Genomic DNA, 13970 nt, shown 5'->3' on the forward strand with positions numbered 1-13970 from the left:
GGACAATTTATCCAATAGCAAGGTGAAACTTGAGCTATGTAAAAGGTTTTTATACTCCAGTGCCCAATTAAGGGCAGGTGATTAGGAATGACGTTCGATAAGGAGAAGCTCAAGAAGATCCGCGAGGAGGAGAAGCGCTGGGACGAGACCACCGTTAAAAGCTTCATCGAGAAGAGGCCCGAGAGAAAGGAGAAGTTCATGACGGACGACGGCTTCGAGATAAAGCGCCTCTACACTCCCGCTGACCTCGGCGAGGACTGGGACTACCTTGAGAAGCTCGGCTTCCCTGGGGAGTATCCATTCACCCGCGGCGTTTACGCCACCATGTACCGCGGCCGCTTCTGGACGATGAGGCAGTACGCCGGTTTTGGAACGGCCGAGGAGAGCAACAAGCGCTACAAGTACCTCCTCAGCCAGGGACAGACCGGTCTGAGCGTTGCCTTTGACCTGCCGACCCAGATGGGTTACGACAGCGACCACCCGATGGCTGAGGGAGAGGTCGGAAAGGTTGGTGTCGCCATAGACTCCCTCTGGGACATGGAGATACTCTTCGATGGAATCCCGCTCGACAAGGTCTCAACGAGCATGACAATTAACGCCACCGCGGCCAACCTTCTGGCTATGTACATCCTCGTGGCTGAGAAGCAGGGCGTTCCACAGAACGTTCTCAGGGGAACAGTCCAGAACGACATCCTGAAGGAGTACATAGCGAGGGGCACCTACATCTTCCCGCCCCAGCCGAGCATGAGGCTTACCACCGACATCATCATGTACTGTGCCGAAAACATCCCCAAGTGGAACTCGATAAGCATAAGCGGCTACCACATCAGGGAAGCTGGAGCAAACGCCGTCCAGGAGGTCGCCTTTACCCTCGCCGACGGTATCGAGTACGTTAGGGCTGTCATTGATAGGGGAATGGACGTTGACAAGTTCGCGCCAAGGCTGAGCTTCTTCTTCAACGCCCACAACAACTTCCTCGAGGAGATCGCAAAGTTTAGAGCCGCCAGAAGGCTCTGGGCCTACATCATGAAGGAGTGGTTCCACGCGAAGAACCCGCGCTCAATGATGCTCCGCTTCCACACCCAGACGGCCGGCTCAACCCTAACGGCCCAGCAGCCCGAGAACAACATAGTCCGTGTTGCGATTCAGGCCCTCGCGGCCGTTCTCGGCGGAACACAGAGCCTTCACACGAACTCATACGACGAGGCTCTCTCACTCCCGACCGAGAAGAGCGTGAGGATAGCCCTGAGGACACAGCAGATCATAGCCTACGAGAGCGGCGTCGTTGACACCGTTGACCCGCTCGGAGGTGCCTACTACATCGAGTGGCTCACGGACCACATCTACGAAGAGGCCCTCAAGTACATCGAGAAGATCCAGAAGATGGGCGGCATGATGAGGGCAATCGAGCGCGGCTACATCCAGAAGGAGATAGCCGATTCGGCCTACAAGTACCAGAAGGAGGTCGAGGAGAAGAAGCGCATCATAGTTGGTGTGAACGAGTTCGTCGTTGACGAGCCACTGGATGTTGAGATACTCAAGGTCGACCCGAGCATCAGGGACAAGCAGATCGAGAGGCTCAAGAAGCTCCGCTCAACGAGGGACAGCAAGAAGGTTGAGGAGTCCCTCGACAAGCTCAGGAAGGCAGCTGAAACCGAAGACGAGAACCTCATGCCCTACATCATCGAGGCCCACAGGCACCTTGCCACGCTCGGTGAGGTCACCGACGTTCTCCGTGAGGTCTGGGGTGAGTACAGGGCGCCGCTGATATTCTGAAGGTCTTTCTTTCCCCATTTATACAACTTTTACGGGCCACCACATTTGTGAAAATTTTTCACTCTCATCACACAGAAGGTTTTTAAACCGACGCTTCAAGCCGCTCTTGGTGATGAGGGTGAAGTTCAAGGGTAAAGCCTTTGGAAACGTCGTGAGGATTGAGTTTGATATACTCACCCTCGGCGAGCTTAAGATAGACGACCTGCGAGACTTTGACGTTGATTCCCTCAAGATTGAGCTTAAGCCGACTTCTTCGGGTATCAAGATCATCGGGATATGGGAGGGCCCTGTTGAGAAAGCTGGTGAAGGTATAAAGAAGGCCCTTGAGGAGAGCTACAAGCTCCGCGAGAGGGTTCTGAACAGAATAAAGAGCAAGACCGAAGCCATACGGAGCACGATGCTCCAGCTTGGGTTTAAGGAGGACGTTGAGGGCTACGGAAACGCTTTTCGCTTCACCAAGAAGGTTGGCCCCTACGAGATAGTGGTTGTGGCCTCAACGACTGACGATATAGTCCGCGTTGAGGTTTACGGCAACGACAAGAAGGTACTTAGCCCTGAACTGGAGAGCATCTTCGAGGACGTTGAGGTCGAGGAGCTTGAAATCTACGACTTCGAGGACAGCAAGGAAGAGAGGCTCGTCATAAACCTGGAGATACCAAAGAACGAGGAGAAGCCTGAGAGGAAGATAGTTGAGGCAATAAAGATGATAGAGAATATGCTGATGACCTAGTCACTTGTACTTGCTCTCCAGCTGGAACTGCTTCAACTTTGCCGTTATTCCCTTTATTGGCGCTCTATCCTCGCTCAGTATTTTTCCGGTTTTCGTGTCTATTCTCGCGTAGTACAGGCCGTTCTTCCCGGCGACCTTTATGTGGATGTACCCTTCCTCCTTGTAGTGCGTGAGCCTCTCCGTCTTCAACCCGGTCTCTCCGTAGAGCTTCCTCAGGTGTTCGTGGAACGCCTCTTCAAGCGCCAGCTCCGTAAACCTGATGTCTTCTCCCTTTACCTCACCTGTTTTTCTGTCGAGTACGAACTTTCCGACCTTGCTGCTCCCCTGGAACTCAACGATCCAATCTCCGTCCAGTCTTATCCCCTTTATTTCAGCGGTTTCATCTATACTCCTGGCTTTCTCAGCCGCTATTTTTCCAGCGACCTCTTTTTTCAGAACCCTATCGGCTTCTTCTACGATCTTTCCGTCCTTGGTTACTCTCACAGTAACTTTATGCTGGTCGTTCTCTATTTCTACCGTGTAAACATCGTCCGATTCTGATACGCTGAGAGTTCTGTAGCCTGGGTACTTGGCGAGTACAAGCTCTTCTGCCTTCTGGGGTGTAATCTCGACGAAGTAGTCAAGGACGTCCTTTGTATCCCCGTCTATTTTTGCGGTCGCCTTTCCACCCTCCCCTTCCATGGTTATCTCGAGGAACTTGTGTTCAAGGACTCTGCTGGAGGCCAGCTTCAGGTTATTCACTGGGAAGTTGTTTTCTATTATCGGCTTTGCCTTTTTGAAGGCCTCCTCAGGTGAAGGAAGCGTGGTAATCTCTTTAAACTCTCCGTTCTCAAGATTGACTTCGAGGATTACTATCCCCTCTTTGAGGCCGACCTCAACAATCGCAACTTTCTTACCCTTCTCGATATTTAGGATTGTCCCCTCAGGGTACGTACTGCTTATAAACTCTCTGAGGGCTTCATCGGTGATAATGGACTCTCCATAGACCACGGCACCGGTATACCCGTTGAACTTGAACTCGAAGTTAAATCGCTTGGTTTTACCAAAAACCTTCACCTTTCCATTGTTCCTTTCAATCTTTGACTCTAGGGGTTCCTCGCCGATTTTTTCCATGAGGATTTCTGTCACTGTCCGCAGGAAGTACTCGTCGGGCAGCTCGGACACTTCGAGCCAGACTTCATTGATATTTAGATCAACCACAGCCCTCGCCCTGTTGGCACCCACTTTCAGCTCGGCCTCCGCCTTCGTGGGCATGTACACCTTTTTCCTCTCGTGGATCGTTATGTTGCTCTCTGGAAGGCCGAGCTTTCCCGAAAGGGTGTTCTTAAGCAACAGAACGGCCTCGCTGGGGCTCAGGGGTGATTCAATTTCTCTTTCAGTTGCGTTTATCTCGGATCTGTCGTTTAGAAGGGCTTTTTTAACGGGCGTCGCCAGTTTGGGGTCTGAGTTGGCGTGGGGGACTATCTTTTCTTCCGAGAACACTACTGCTTTTCCCTTTTCTTCGCTCTCGCCCTTTCTTGCCGACCAGGAGATTATATACGCCGTTGAGAGGTATACTTTGAGGAAGGAGAGCTTTATGTCCTCGGGCTTTATGGGATATTTTCTGCTGGCTTCTCCGGCTATGGCTCTGAGTACCCTTTCTGGCGAAAACTCAAACAGGAGTGGCGCATCCAGCTCAAACTTTGTGAGGGAGGTTTCTTCCGCTTTTTCTTGGGGTTTTTGAGGTTTGATTTCGGGTACTTCGATACCGTAGTTAGAAAACGTCTTTGCAAGCTTTTCAGCGTCCCAGAGTATAATCCTTGCCCTATACTCCTTGGCCACAACTGTTCTTGCGTCCTTTGTAAAGCCTAAAGGGGATATAAGAATTCCCCTGTCGGCTTTATACCTGTCAATAAGGTCACCAAAAACGCTAACCTCTTTAGCAGATGCCAGTGACCCGGTATGAACCTTTATCAGGAGCTTTTCGGTACCCGCCAGCGGGTCGTCCCTTACCGCTACTATGTCAACGCCCCACCTGTCCCTGTCTGCGACCCTCTCATGGTTCCGGAACCCCATCTTGTCCAGAACTTCTGTAAGATACTCGATAATGTCCTCGCGGGGCAGCATCCTCACGATGTCCTGGTTCCAAGGCATTCTCTCACCGTCCTGGTCTCACGTAATCGAGATTGTAACCACTCTGAGTGTTCAAATAAACTTTTATTAAAACCTCTATTTAACACTTTCTCGGTGATGTGATGTTCAGGCTCACCGATTTTACGTACGATGGAAAAACCGTTTTTCTGAGGGCTGATCTCAACTCTCCCGTTGAGAGCGGAAAGATAACGAGCGACGCCCGCTTCCGAGCGGTTCTGCCGACGATTCGACACCTCCTCGATGACGGTGCAAAGCTTGTCATAGCGACCCACCAGAGCAGACCATATAAAGGAGACTACATAACCACCGAGGAGCACGCTCAAATCCTGAGCAGACTTCTCGGCCAAGAAGTTGAATACGTCGAGGACATCTTTGGGAGATACGCCAGAGAGAGGATAAGCTCCTTGAAGCCCGGAGAAGCAGTAATTCTCGAAAACCTCCGCTTCTCGGCCGAAGAAGTTTTCTACAAGCCACTAGAGGAGTGCGAGAGAACGTTCTTCGTGAGGAAGCTTGCCCCGCTGATAGACTACGTTGTGAACGATGCCTTTGCAGCCGCTCACAGGAGCCAGCCTTCCCTTGTCGGCTTTGCCCGCCTTAAGCCGATGATAATGGGGAAGCTGATGGAGACTGAGGTTGAGGCACTGAGCAAAGCCTACGAGAGCGACGAGAGGCCGAGGGTATATGTCTTGGGCGGTGCAAAGGTCGATGATTCACTCCGCGTTGCCGAGAACGTTCTGAGGATGAAAAAGGCGGACTTAATCCTCACAGGCGGCCTTGTCGGGCAGATATTCACGCTCGCTAAGGGCTTTGACCTCGGAGATGCCAACATAGAGTTCCTTCACAGGAAAGGTCTCCTTGAGCTTGTGGACTGGGCAGAGAAGATACTCGACGAGTTTTATCCCTATGTCAGAACGCCTGTGGACTTTGCCATTGACTACAAAGGCGAACGCCTTGAAGTTGACCTCCTGAGTGGGGCCAAGAAGCTGTTCGACCAATACCCTATCCTTGACATAGGCTCGAGGACTGTGGAGAAGTACCGCGAGATATTAATGGATGCAAAAATAATAGTCGCGAACGGGCCGATGGGAGTCTTTGAGAGGGAAGAGTTCGCAGTCGGCACCATTGGAGTTTTCAGGGCCATTGGAAAAAGCCCGGCCTTCTCCGTTGTCGGTGGTGGGCACTCTATTGCCAGCATCTACAAGTACAACATCACCGGAATAAGCCACATCTCAACGGGCGGCGGTGCTATGCTGAGCTTCTTCGCCGGAGAGGAACTTCCCGTCCTGAAGGCGCTGAAGATAAGCTATGAAAAGTTCAAAGATACGTAGAGGATTTTCCACTACCGTTGCCACATTTGAACCTCAAATTACTCCGTATCTCTCGGGCCAGTTGTTTCGCTTGAACTTCTCTCTATGCTCCTTTCTGAAGACGAACTTAGTACCGTACCTCTTCTTGAAGGGCAACCTGAGGGCATTGTACAACAGAACAAAGGACGGATGTTTGATCTCTTCCTCAGCGGGCCTCAGCGCCCCCGTTGGGCACGCTTGGACGCAGAGGTAGCATTTCTTACACGCTTCGGGATTTGCTATGAAGGGCCTCAGGCGAACTTTCTCTCTAAAGCCAAAAAGGTCCACCTTTATTGGGACGACTTCCCATATTGAATCCGAGTAAGGACAGACGAAGATGCATTCCTCACCTCCACCGCAGAGGGGGTAGTAAATTTTCAGTGGAGCGTTTTTCTCCATCCTCTCGTAGTAGGCAGTCCAGTGAAGGGCCTGGCTCATTCTCTCCCCTCCGGCATCTCCCCGAGGAGAATCAGTCTCACCCTCTTGGTGAACTCAGCAAACTCTCTAGCGAGGGCCTTTTTCTGCTCCTCACTCAGCTTGTTGATCGAGTTGAATGCCTCCCTAAGAACTTCCGCCAGCTCCCTGCCGCCGAGCCTCGCGAACTCTCTAAACTTCTCAGCGAGTTCAAGGACTTCTTTCACTTCGTACTCATGCTCTCTTAGGTATTCTTTTCCCTTCTCGGTTATGCGGTAAAGCTTCTTGTCTCTCCTTCCTTCACCGGCAACCTCAATGAGACCAGTCCTCCTGAGGGAAGAGAGAATTGGGTAAATCGTGCCCGGGCTGGGATGGGGTATGCCGTACCTCTTTTCAAGCTCTGCCATTATGCCATAGCCGTGCATCGGGCCTTCCTCTAGGAGCTTTAGAACGAGGAGTTTGAGATGTCCTCTGAACTTCGGCTTCTCCATTTCCCCCACCGATATATCGATTGATATGTTGGCTTATAAGACTTTTCTCGGAACCCTTATTACCTTAGGTTCTTACTTCAGGGGGGTGATACACATGAGGATTATGCTAAGACCCCCCTTTGACGCTGAGCTCCCAGCTGGCTTTGAAGAAATTATTCGTTCAAAATTAATGGGTAAAGAAGTAACGACGGGTGAGACTGTCGAGATAGACCTCCTCGGGAAGCCTCTGCGCTTTGAAGTAATTCTCGCGGATCCGAGCCCGATGAAAGTCTCGAAGAACACCAGAATAGAGATAACGAGAAACGAGGTTAAGGAGATAACCCTAGAATTCGATGAAAAAGTCAAAGAAGTACTTCCTTTCTCAAAGGGCCCTGTCGTTGTCCTCGAAAATGAAGTTCGAATCTATAACTGGAGTGGGCAAAAACTTTATAGCGGGAAGTTTGAGGAACTGAAAGAAGTTAGGGTGGCAGAAGGAAGGGTGGTGGTAGTCCATGGGAGCAAACTCACAATCATTGAGCCTTGAGGGCTTCACATTCAAGGAGGGCTGGGAAGAGAAGAGAAAACGGGCCGAGAGGATAGTTGAAATTCTCATGAAGACCCACCCGAGGGAGAAGCTACTAATCGGTGACCCTTACAGAACCCTTGTTCACTGCATTATCTCCCAGAGGATGAGAGATGAAGTTACTTACCGCGTGTGGGAGGAGCTTTTTAGGAAGTACAAGGATATTGAGACGATTGCAAACACTCCCATCGAAGAAATGCAGGAGTTCCTGAGGAAGCAGGGTGTCGGTCTCTGGAAGACGAAGGGTGAGTGGATAGTAAAGGCCTCTCGGATAATCCTTGAGAAGTACGGCGGAAAAGTACCAGATGATATCCACGAACTTATGAAGCTCCCTGGAATAGGGAGGAAGTGCGCCAACATCGTTCTAGCCTACGGCTTCGGAAGGCAGGCTATCCCAGTGGATACTCACGTGAACAGAATAAGTAAGCGCCTTGGCCTGGCCCCGCCGAGGGTTACCCCTGAAAAGGTTGAAGAGTACTTGACGGTCTTAATCCCAAAGGACAAGTGGATTTACGTCAATCACGCTATGGTAGACCACGGGAGAAGTATTTGCAGGCCGATAAACCCGAAGTGTGATGAGTGCCCTCTCAGGGAGCTCTGTCCCTACGCGAAGGGGCTTGTAACGGACGGGGATATTAAGGGGAATGTTAAAAAGCGTAGCAGGAAATGATGCCGAGTTTTTTTCTTTTTGGTGTCTTTTTAATTTCACAGAAAAAAGATTGGAAAAAAAGATTGGAAATGATGGTTCTCAGTCCTCACAGCACTTCTCCTTCATATGGGCGGGTAGTATCTCCTTGAAGCCTGTGTACTTCCAAAGGACCTTCGGGAGCTTCACAACGCCTTCTTCCGTCTGGTGGTTCTCGAGGATGGCAACGATAGCCCTTGAGGTTGCTATGGCAGTCGAGTTGAGCGTGTGGACGAACTTGGGCTTCTCGTGGGTCTTGTCGCGGAAGCGGATGTTAAGCCTTCTCGCCTGCCAGTCGGTACAGTTGCTGGCTGAGACGACCTCCCTGAACTTGCCCTGGCCAGCCATCCAGGCCTCTATGTCGTACTTCTTAGCTGCTACATAGCCGAGATCGCCGGTGCAGATGTTCACGACGCGGTAAGGTATTTCAAGGGCCTGGAAGAGCTCCTCTGCGTTTGCTATGAGCTTTTCATGCCAGTCCCAGCTCTCCTCCGGGCGAGAATAGACGAACTGCTCCACCTTGTGGAACTGGTGGACGCGGAAGATGCCCTTCGTGTCCTTGCCCGCTGTTCCGGCCTCCTTCCTGAAGCACGGGGAAACGCCGACGTAGAGGAGAGGGAGATCTTTCCCGTCGAGGATTTCGTTGGCGTGCATACCTGCGAGCGGGTGTTCAGCCGTCGGGATGAGGTAGAGATCTTCACCCTCGACCTTGTAGATAACGTCCTCGAAGTCGTCGAAGGTTGTTGCCCCTTCCTCAACGAAACGCCTAACCATGTAGGGCGGGATTACTGGGGTGAAGCCCTTCTCGATGAGCCTGTCAAGGGCGAAGCGTATCAGAGCCAGATCGAGGATGACCAGCTCGTTGAGGAGGTAGTAGAACCTCGAACCGCTAACCTTCGCGGCCCTCTCGAGGTCGGCTCCCCTCAAGAGTTCGAGCATGTCCACGTGGAGCCTCGGCCTCCAGCGGATGAGCTCGTAATCCATCTTCCCGAGGCTCTGCTCCTTGAAGCTCTCGAAGAAGCCTTCCCAGACCTTAGCCTTACCCCAAAACCTTATCGGGACGTTGTCCTCGTCGCTCTCACCAACGGGAACGCTCTCGTGGGTGATGTTTGGTAAGCGCCAGAGGTAGTAGTCTATCTTCTTCTTCAGCTCCTCGTTCTCCCTCTCAAGCTCCTCTATCTGCTTGACTATCTCGTTGCTCCTAGCGAGAAGGTCCTCTATCGGCTCCCCGGCCTTCTTCCTCTTACCTATCTGAACGGCCAGCTGATTGCGCTCCCTCCTCAGCTGGTTGATCTTCTTCAGGTTCTCGCGCCACTTCTTGTCGAGTTCGAGGATTTCATCGATCCACTTCAGCTTTTCGGTTTCACCGCGCTTTATCAAATCCTTTCTGACTATCTCCGGGTTTTCGCGGATGAGCTTTATGTCAAGCATGTTCTCCACCTCAACAGAGAAAGACCTACCTATAAAAAAGGTTTTTGGGTGGAAACTCAAACGGCCAAACCCTCAGCCTACCGGATTGTTCGTCACCGCTCCGGGAGGGGAAGGATCATCATCGGTCAAGCTCGTGCTCAACAATGAACTTCTCCTCCTCAGAGATTCTGCGTCTTTCCTGAACGTATATCCAGCCCAGGACAAAGATGAGGGCGGCCATTCCAATCAGTATGTCCCAGCCCAGGGTTTTATAATCTACGGTAATAACAAGTTTCCTCACTATCGCGACGACGCCAAGTTCGGCAACGCGGCGCATACTTACATGGTGCTCCTTAATGTACAGGGTGAGGAGTTCAAACAGCTCGAGGAGTATAATCACGAGCAGGAACTGGTGCAGGGCCTCTTCAACGTCGAAGCCGTGGAGCATGATATTAGTGAGTTCGTAGATTGTGTAGAGGACGTACACCATCGTCAGAAGAGCGAGGAGTATTACAACTAGATCGAAGGCAAAGTTCATCCATTTAAGCGCCGTGCTTTCAAGGGGTGTGAGCTCTTTTTGGGGCTTCGGCATTATTGACATTAGACCACCCTAATTATCTGGTGGTTCACCCTTAAATCGTTTTCTTTCACTTCCTTGTATAAAACTGTGCAGGTAAAAAAGTTTGGAGCCGGGACCGGGATTTGAACCCGGGTGGAAGGGATCTGCAGTCCCTCGCCTCGCCTCTAGGCTATCCCGGCATTTGGCCCGAAGAAATTAAGCTGGCGCCGCGGCGGGGATTTGAACCCCGGTGGGCACCGCCCACCGGCTTAGCAGGCCGGCGCCCTACCAGGCTAGGCTACCGCGGCATTTGATGCCCAGCTTATATGAGCTGGGGAGGGTTTTTAAGTTTTTTGGCTGCCCTGATTATGCTCCATATTGCCTTCATTGGGCCATTCCGTAAGTTGACACCATTCCGAAGTTACGACAACTACAAATTGTGACCTCAATGTATTCCCAAATATTAGCATAAGCTTGTTTGTAGAAGGTTGATCAGTCTTAGTCTAACAGTGCTTTCCTAACTTCCTCAAAATCAACTCTGGCAGTCATGTCTATGTTTATCGGCGTAACACTGACTTTCCGTTCAATTTTAAGGGCATAGGCGTCAGTTCCGGGCTCAAAGGTCTCGGTTTTCCTTCCCACTATCCAGTAATAGGAGTATCCCCGGGGGTCTACCCTCTCTTCCACTGTCGGACAGTACCTTCTTCTCGCGAGGCGGGTTATTGTGATCCCTGTCTCCGGAGTTGCGTCGCTTGGAACGTTGACGTTGAGCATATCAACGCCTGAGGGGAGCCCCTTCTTAGGGACGCTTGTGGCTATTCTTTTAAGGAAATGAGACGCAACCGAGAAGTCAATTCCCTCCCCTTCTCCAAGCGTCTTGCCCCATTCCACCTCAAGGCTTATGGCTATACTTGGAATCTCATGGGTTGCCGCTTCGATTGCAGCTGAGGCCGTCCCAGAAACCGTTATTTCTGTGCTGAGGTTCTCGCCAAGGTTTATCCCACTGACTGCCAGGTCAAAGTCCCCAAACCTGGCCAGGGCGAAGATGACACTGTCCGTTGGAGTGCCGTCTATCCCGTAGGCAACCTTTGCCCCCGGAACGTCCACGAGCCTTGCCCTTATAGGTCTGTGGAGGGTCATCGCTCTGCCGCTGGCGCTCCTCTGGAAGAGGGGGGCGACCACGTAGACTTCCCCAAGACTTGAGAGTGCTTTTACGGCCGCACGAATGCCGTTTGAATAAATTCCGTCGTCGTTTGTTACAAGGATTCGCATGGTTGAATGTCTATCTCTTGTCCTTTTTAGTCTTGCCCAGAGGTCGAGGATGAACTCGGCAACACTTTTATGCTCTCTCCACAGTAATATACACTGAAGGTGATACACGTGGAGCTGTTGAAATCAAAACCTATTAAGTTATTTAAATTGGACAAGTGGCTTCATTCTCGTCGTCTCTGAGGCCATAAAACTCATGCTGTTTTCAAACGGACATCCAGTATCGGCCGATGCCCAGCTGCCAGAGATAATTAAAAACGTCCCAATATACTCCCTGGACAAACTAGAGGCCCTTGACTTTCTACACGGCGACCTCAAATTGCCTGCCGGGTATCAGAGCGAAGCACAGCCTGGAAACAGTTCTCCAGCTGTCCCGAATCATTCAGTTAAATATCAACCTTGAAGTTCCTCCGGAGTTTGCACTCTCAATTGAGAATGGTGTAATAGAAGCAGTTAAGCATCTTTTCCAGAAAAAAGCCGTTGCCCCAAGCAGTGTTCATGGAAAGGGGCGTGTAAGGCAGGGTTTTACCGGGACGAACCTGTTGGTTCTTAGAGTCGCAGTTGAGGGGTACTCCCTCGGCGAAATCGAGCTTGAGCTAATTGCAGACTCCCTCAAGGAGCACATTGAGAAGGAACTTGGATTCAAGACTACAGTTTCAATCTCCGAGCTGAGTATTCAGAGAGTGGGGAAGCTTCCGCTCGTAAGGTTCCAGCGCAGGAGGGTGAACTTCAGGGGTGGAAGGGTCTTAGAAGTTCCACTCTCTGCCACTGGAAGGTCAGTAAAGGTTGACATGGATAAACTGCAGAGAGAAGTAGAGAAGATCCTTCAGGAAGCAGGGATTTCAGAGGAGCTTTTAGAGCTGACAAAGAAAGAAGAAAAGAGCGAATCAACGGGTCTCCTGGAAAGGAGCTTGGTATCCAAGCTCTCCGGCATTAGGGGGATAACCCTGAACTAGGTTACGATAACCGGCAGTGGTGGCGACTACATTCTTGCTGTGGGAATCAACAGAACGTCGAAGTCACTCTCGGACGTCCAGATAGTTGAGGCCGTTAAGGAGGTCATAAAAGGCGCTGAGTCTGAAGCCCGCGCCGCGGGAGCTCCCGCAAGGTTTGTGAGCGCATACGTGGTCATCGAGAAGGACATTTATTAGCCCTCACATTTAAAAACCCTAGTTCCAAGCCCGCCTCAGGTGAGAGAATGACCTATTGGACAAGCGAGGACAACGTGGCCGGAAAGCCGGGAACGGCACTCTTCATAATTCTGCCTACGATCGGGTGCTACCGCTACCGCATAGGTCAGGCGTGCTACATGTGCTCTTATCCAGCGTCGGCCCCTAAGGTAAAGTGGAGCCAGGAAGCGATAGTAGACTACGTGAAGGAGGCCCTCAAGAAGATAGAAGGAAAGAAGGGGCCGTTCGCGGTTAGAATGTTCACCTCGGGCTCATTCCTCGACAATGGCGAGCTTAAGCCTGAAACGAGGAAAAAAATCTTTGAAATTCTTGCGGAGATGGATAACGTCGAGGAGATCGTCATCGAGAGCAGGAGCGAGCTTGTCAGGTACGAAGCCGTTAAAGAGCTTGCCGAGATAGTCCCGGACAAGCATTTTGAAGTTGCCATCGGTCTTGAGACGGCCAACGATGATGTAGCTGATGTCTCCATAAACAAGGGGAACACCTTTGCCGACTTTGTGAAGGCGGCTGAGATAACACACAAGGCCGGTGCTAAGGTCAAGACATACCTTCTCCTTAAGCCGATTTTCCTCTCCGAGCATGACGGAATCGAAGACGCCAAAGAGAGCATAATCAAGGCCGAACCCTACACGGACACTTTCTCCATCAACATAACAGACATCCAGAAGGGGACGCTCTACGAGAGGCTCTGGGAGAAGAAGGAATACCGCCCGCCCTGGCTCTGGAGCGCGGTCGAGGTTCTCATCTGGGCGAAGAGGAAGTTTCCCAACAAGAGAATCCTGAGCGATCCCGTTGGTGCTGGCTCAAAGAGGGGCCCGCACAACTGCCTCACCGACTATGACAGGGTTATTGGCAAGGCCATAAAGAAGTTTTCAGCGACGCAGGATTTGAGCTATATAGAGAACCTGAAGCATGAATGCCGGGACAGGTGGGAGTACATAGTCGAGAACGGCCTCCTTGACTGGCAGCTGGTCACGTGGTGAATCTTCGCTTCTCAGGTTCTTTTCTTCCCGCTTTTTTAGTGGGTGTATAAACCCAGCCGCCACTTCTTTTGTGGACACTAATGTCCACTCACGAAAGCTTTAAATGTTGACAAACGTAAACGGATTTAGCAAATCGCGGGTGATGATTATGGCAGACGTCGAAAGCAAGACAACCGTTGAGAAGGAAGGATACCTTGTTATAGGCAAGGCCGAGGGAATAGTCGAGATCGACATCGATACTTTTCTGTGCAAGGGATGTGGAATCTGCGTTGAAATGTGTCCGAGAAAGGTCTTTGAGTGGAGTAAGGAGTTGAGCGAAAAGGGCGTCCACTATCCCGTCCCGGTTCACGCGGAGAAGTGCGTTAAGTGCAAGCTCTGTGAGCTCCTCTGCCCGGACTTTGCCATAGCGGTAAGGTGGTGAC

Annotated in this window: 15 protein-coding genes and 2 tRNA genes; 9 read left to right on the top strand and 8 right to left on the bottom strand. The window is 51.3% G+C overall.

The window, feature by feature from the left end:
- The first annotated feature begins 87 nt into the window (after positions 1–87).
- Together A0127_RS09195 and A0127_RS09200 are read left to right on the top strand one after the other, a co-directional pair.
- Positions 88–1776: an acyl-CoA mutase large subunit family protein gene (locus A0127_RS09195; RefSeq protein ID WP_062390547.1), complete on the top strand. Its 1689-nt coding sequence runs from the start codon at positions 88–90 to the stop codon at positions 1774–1776.
- A 118-nt stretch (positions 1777–1894) separates the two neighbouring features.
- The gene (locus A0127_RS09200; RefSeq protein ID WP_054841272.1) at positions 1895–2506 is read left to right on the top strand and encodes a hypothetical protein; all 612 of its coding nucleotides are present in this window, start codon (positions 1895–1897) and stop codon (positions 2504–2506) included.
- Here A0127_RS09200 and A0127_RS09205 read toward each other — a convergent pair whose 3' ends face one another.
- The gene (locus A0127_RS09205) at positions 2507–4639 is read right to left on the bottom strand and encodes a restriction endonuclease (protein WP_062390549.1); all 2133 of its coding nucleotides are present in this window, start codon (positions 4637–4639) and stop codon (positions 2507–2509) included. It abuts the gene before it with no gap.
- A 101-nt stretch (positions 4640–4740) separates the two neighbouring features.
- Here A0127_RS09205 and A0127_RS09210 point away from each other — a divergent pair, with 101 nt between their 5' ends.
- Complete coding sequence (locus A0127_RS09210) at positions 4741–5967, top strand: phosphoglycerate kinase (RefSeq protein WP_062390551.1); 1227 nt, start codon at positions 4741–4743, stop codon at positions 5965–5967.
- Between the two features lie 33 nt (positions 5968–6000).
- On the opposite strand, the gene A0127_RS09215 is transcribed toward A0127_RS09210, so the two are convergent.
- Together A0127_RS09215 and A0127_RS09220 are read right to left on the bottom strand one after the other, a co-directional pair.
- A complete protein-coding gene (locus A0127_RS09215; RefSeq protein ID WP_062390552.1) occupies positions 6001–6423 on the bottom strand; it encodes a 4Fe-4S dicluster domain-containing protein in 423 nt (140 codons plus the stop codon).
- The gene (locus A0127_RS09220; protein ID WP_062390554.1) at positions 6420–6890 is read right to left on the bottom strand and encodes a PadR family transcriptional regulator; all 471 of its coding nucleotides are present in this window, start codon (positions 6888–6890) and stop codon (positions 6420–6422) included. Before A0127_RS09220 ends, A0127_RS09215 begins: the two co-directional genes overlap by 4 nt.
- 94 nt (positions 6891–6984) lie before the next feature.
- On the opposite strand from A0127_RS09220, the gene A0127_RS09225 reads away from it, so the two are divergent.
- On the top strand, positions 6985–7413 hold the full coding sequence (locus A0127_RS09225) for a DUF6849 domain-containing protein (RefSeq protein WP_062390556.1): 429 nt from the start codon (positions 6985–6987) through the stop codon (positions 7411–7413).
- Positions 7382–8122 (top strand): endonuclease III domain-containing protein, encoded by a 741-nt coding sequence (locus A0127_RS09230; protein WP_062390558.1) that lies wholly within the window; start codon positions 7382–7384, stop codon positions 8120–8122. The genes A0127_RS09225 and A0127_RS09230 overlap by 32 nt, the downstream gene beginning before the upstream one ends.
- A gap of 78 nt (positions 8123–8200) precedes the next feature.
- Here A0127_RS09230 and serS read toward each other — a convergent pair whose 3' ends face one another.
- The 5 genes from serS to surE form a co-directional block, all read right to left on the bottom strand.
- A complete protein-coding gene (serS, locus tag A0127_RS09235) occupies positions 8201–9568 on the bottom strand; it encodes a serine--tRNA ligase (protein WP_062390560.1) in 1368 nt (455 codons plus the stop codon).
- Positions 9569–9686: 118 nt separating this feature from the next.
- Complete coding sequence (locus tag A0127_RS09240) at positions 9687–10148, bottom strand: phosphate-starvation-inducible PsiE family protein (protein ID WP_054841274.1); 462 nt, start codon at positions 10146–10148, stop codon at positions 9687–9689.
- 83 nt (positions 10149–10231) lie between these two features.
- Positions 10232–10306, bottom strand: a tRNA-Cys gene (locus tag A0127_RS09245).
- A 22-nt stretch (positions 10307–10328) separates the two neighbouring features.
- A tRNA-Ser gene (locus tag A0127_RS09250) sits at positions 10329–10414 on the bottom strand.
- 190 nt (positions 10415–10604) lie between these two features.
- Entirely contained in the window at positions 10605–11378 is a 774-nt protein-coding gene (gene surE, locus A0127_RS09255; RefSeq protein WP_062390562.1) for a 5'/3'-nucleotidase SurE, read from the bottom strand.
- A gap of 539 nt (positions 11379–11917) precedes the next feature.
- Here surE and A0127_RS10540 point away from each other — a divergent pair.
- From A0127_RS10540 to A0127_RS09270, 4 genes are all read left to right on the top strand, one after another.
- Positions 11918–12331 (top strand): hypothetical protein, encoded by a 414-nt coding sequence (locus tag A0127_RS10540; protein WP_156471195.1) that lies wholly within the window; start codon positions 11918–11920, stop codon positions 12329–12331.
- A gap of 39 nt (positions 12332–12370) precedes the next feature.
- A complete protein-coding gene (locus A0127_RS10545; RefSeq protein WP_156471196.1) occupies positions 12371–12526 on the top strand; it encodes a hypothetical protein in 156 nt (51 codons plus the stop codon).
- Between the two features lie 47 nt (positions 12527–12573).
- Positions 12574–13548: an archaeosine biosynthesis radical SAM protein RaSEA gene (locus tag A0127_RS09265; RefSeq protein WP_062390566.1), complete on the top strand. Its 975-nt coding sequence runs from the start codon at positions 12574–12576 to the stop codon at positions 13546–13548.
- Positions 13549–13696: 148 nt separating this feature from the next.
- The gene (locus A0127_RS09270; RefSeq protein ID WP_062390569.1) at positions 13697–13969 is read left to right on the top strand and encodes a 2-oxoglutarate ferredoxin oxidoreductase subunit delta; all 273 of its coding nucleotides are present in this window, start codon (positions 13697–13699) and stop codon (positions 13967–13969) included.
- The last annotated feature ends 1 nt before the right edge of the window (position 13970 follow it).

The sequence above is a fragment of the Thermococcus peptonophilus genome, assembly GCF_001592435.1.
GTDB lineage: Archaea > Methanobacteriota_B > Thermococci > Thermococcales > Thermococcaceae > Thermococcus > Thermococcus peptonophilus.

Coding starts and splice junctions, on each gene's coding strand:
- A0127_RS09195 (WP_062390547.1), top strand. CDS start 88: ATGACGTTCGATAAGGAGAAGCTCAAGAAGATCCGCGAGGAGGAGAAG.
- A0127_RS09205 (WP_062390549.1), bottom strand. CDS start 4,639: ATGCCTTGGAACCAGGACATCGTGAGGATGCTGCCCCGCGAGGACATT.
- A0127_RS09210 (WP_062390551.1), top strand. CDS start 4,741: ATGTTCAGGCTCACCGATTTTACGTACGATGGAAAAACCGTTTTTCTG.
- A0127_RS09215 (WP_062390552.1), bottom strand. CDS start 6,423: ATGAGCCAGGCCCTTCACTGGACTGCCTACTACGAGAGGATGGAGAAA.
- A0127_RS09220 (WP_062390554.1), bottom strand. CDS start 6,890: ATGGAGAAGCCGAAGTTCAGAGGACATCTCAAACTCCTCGTTCTAAAG.
- A0127_RS09225 (WP_062390556.1), top strand. CDS start 6,985: ATGAGGATTATGCTAAGACCCCCCTTTGACGCTGAGCTCCCAGCTGGC.
- A0127_RS09230 (WP_062390558.1), top strand. CDS start 7,382: ATGGGAGCAAACTCACAATCATTGAGCCTTGAGGGCTTCACATTCAAG.
- serS (WP_062390560.1), bottom strand. CDS start 9,568: ATGCTTGACATAAAGCTCATCCGCGAAAACCCGGAGATAGTCAGAAAG.
- A0127_RS09240 (WP_054841274.1), bottom strand. CDS start 10,148: ATGTCAATAATGCCGAAGCCCCAAAAAGAGCTCACACCCCTTGAAAGC.
- surE (WP_062390562.1), bottom strand. CDS start 11,378: ATGCGAATCCTTGTAACAAACGACGACGGAATTTATTCAAACGGCATT.
- A0127_RS09265 (WP_062390566.1), top strand. CDS start 12,574: ATGACCTATTGGACAAGCGAGGACAACGTGGCCGGAAAGCCGGGAACG.
- A0127_RS09270 (WP_062390569.1), top strand. CDS start 13,697: ATGGCAGACGTCGAAAGCAAGACAACCGTTGAGAAGGAAGGATACCTT.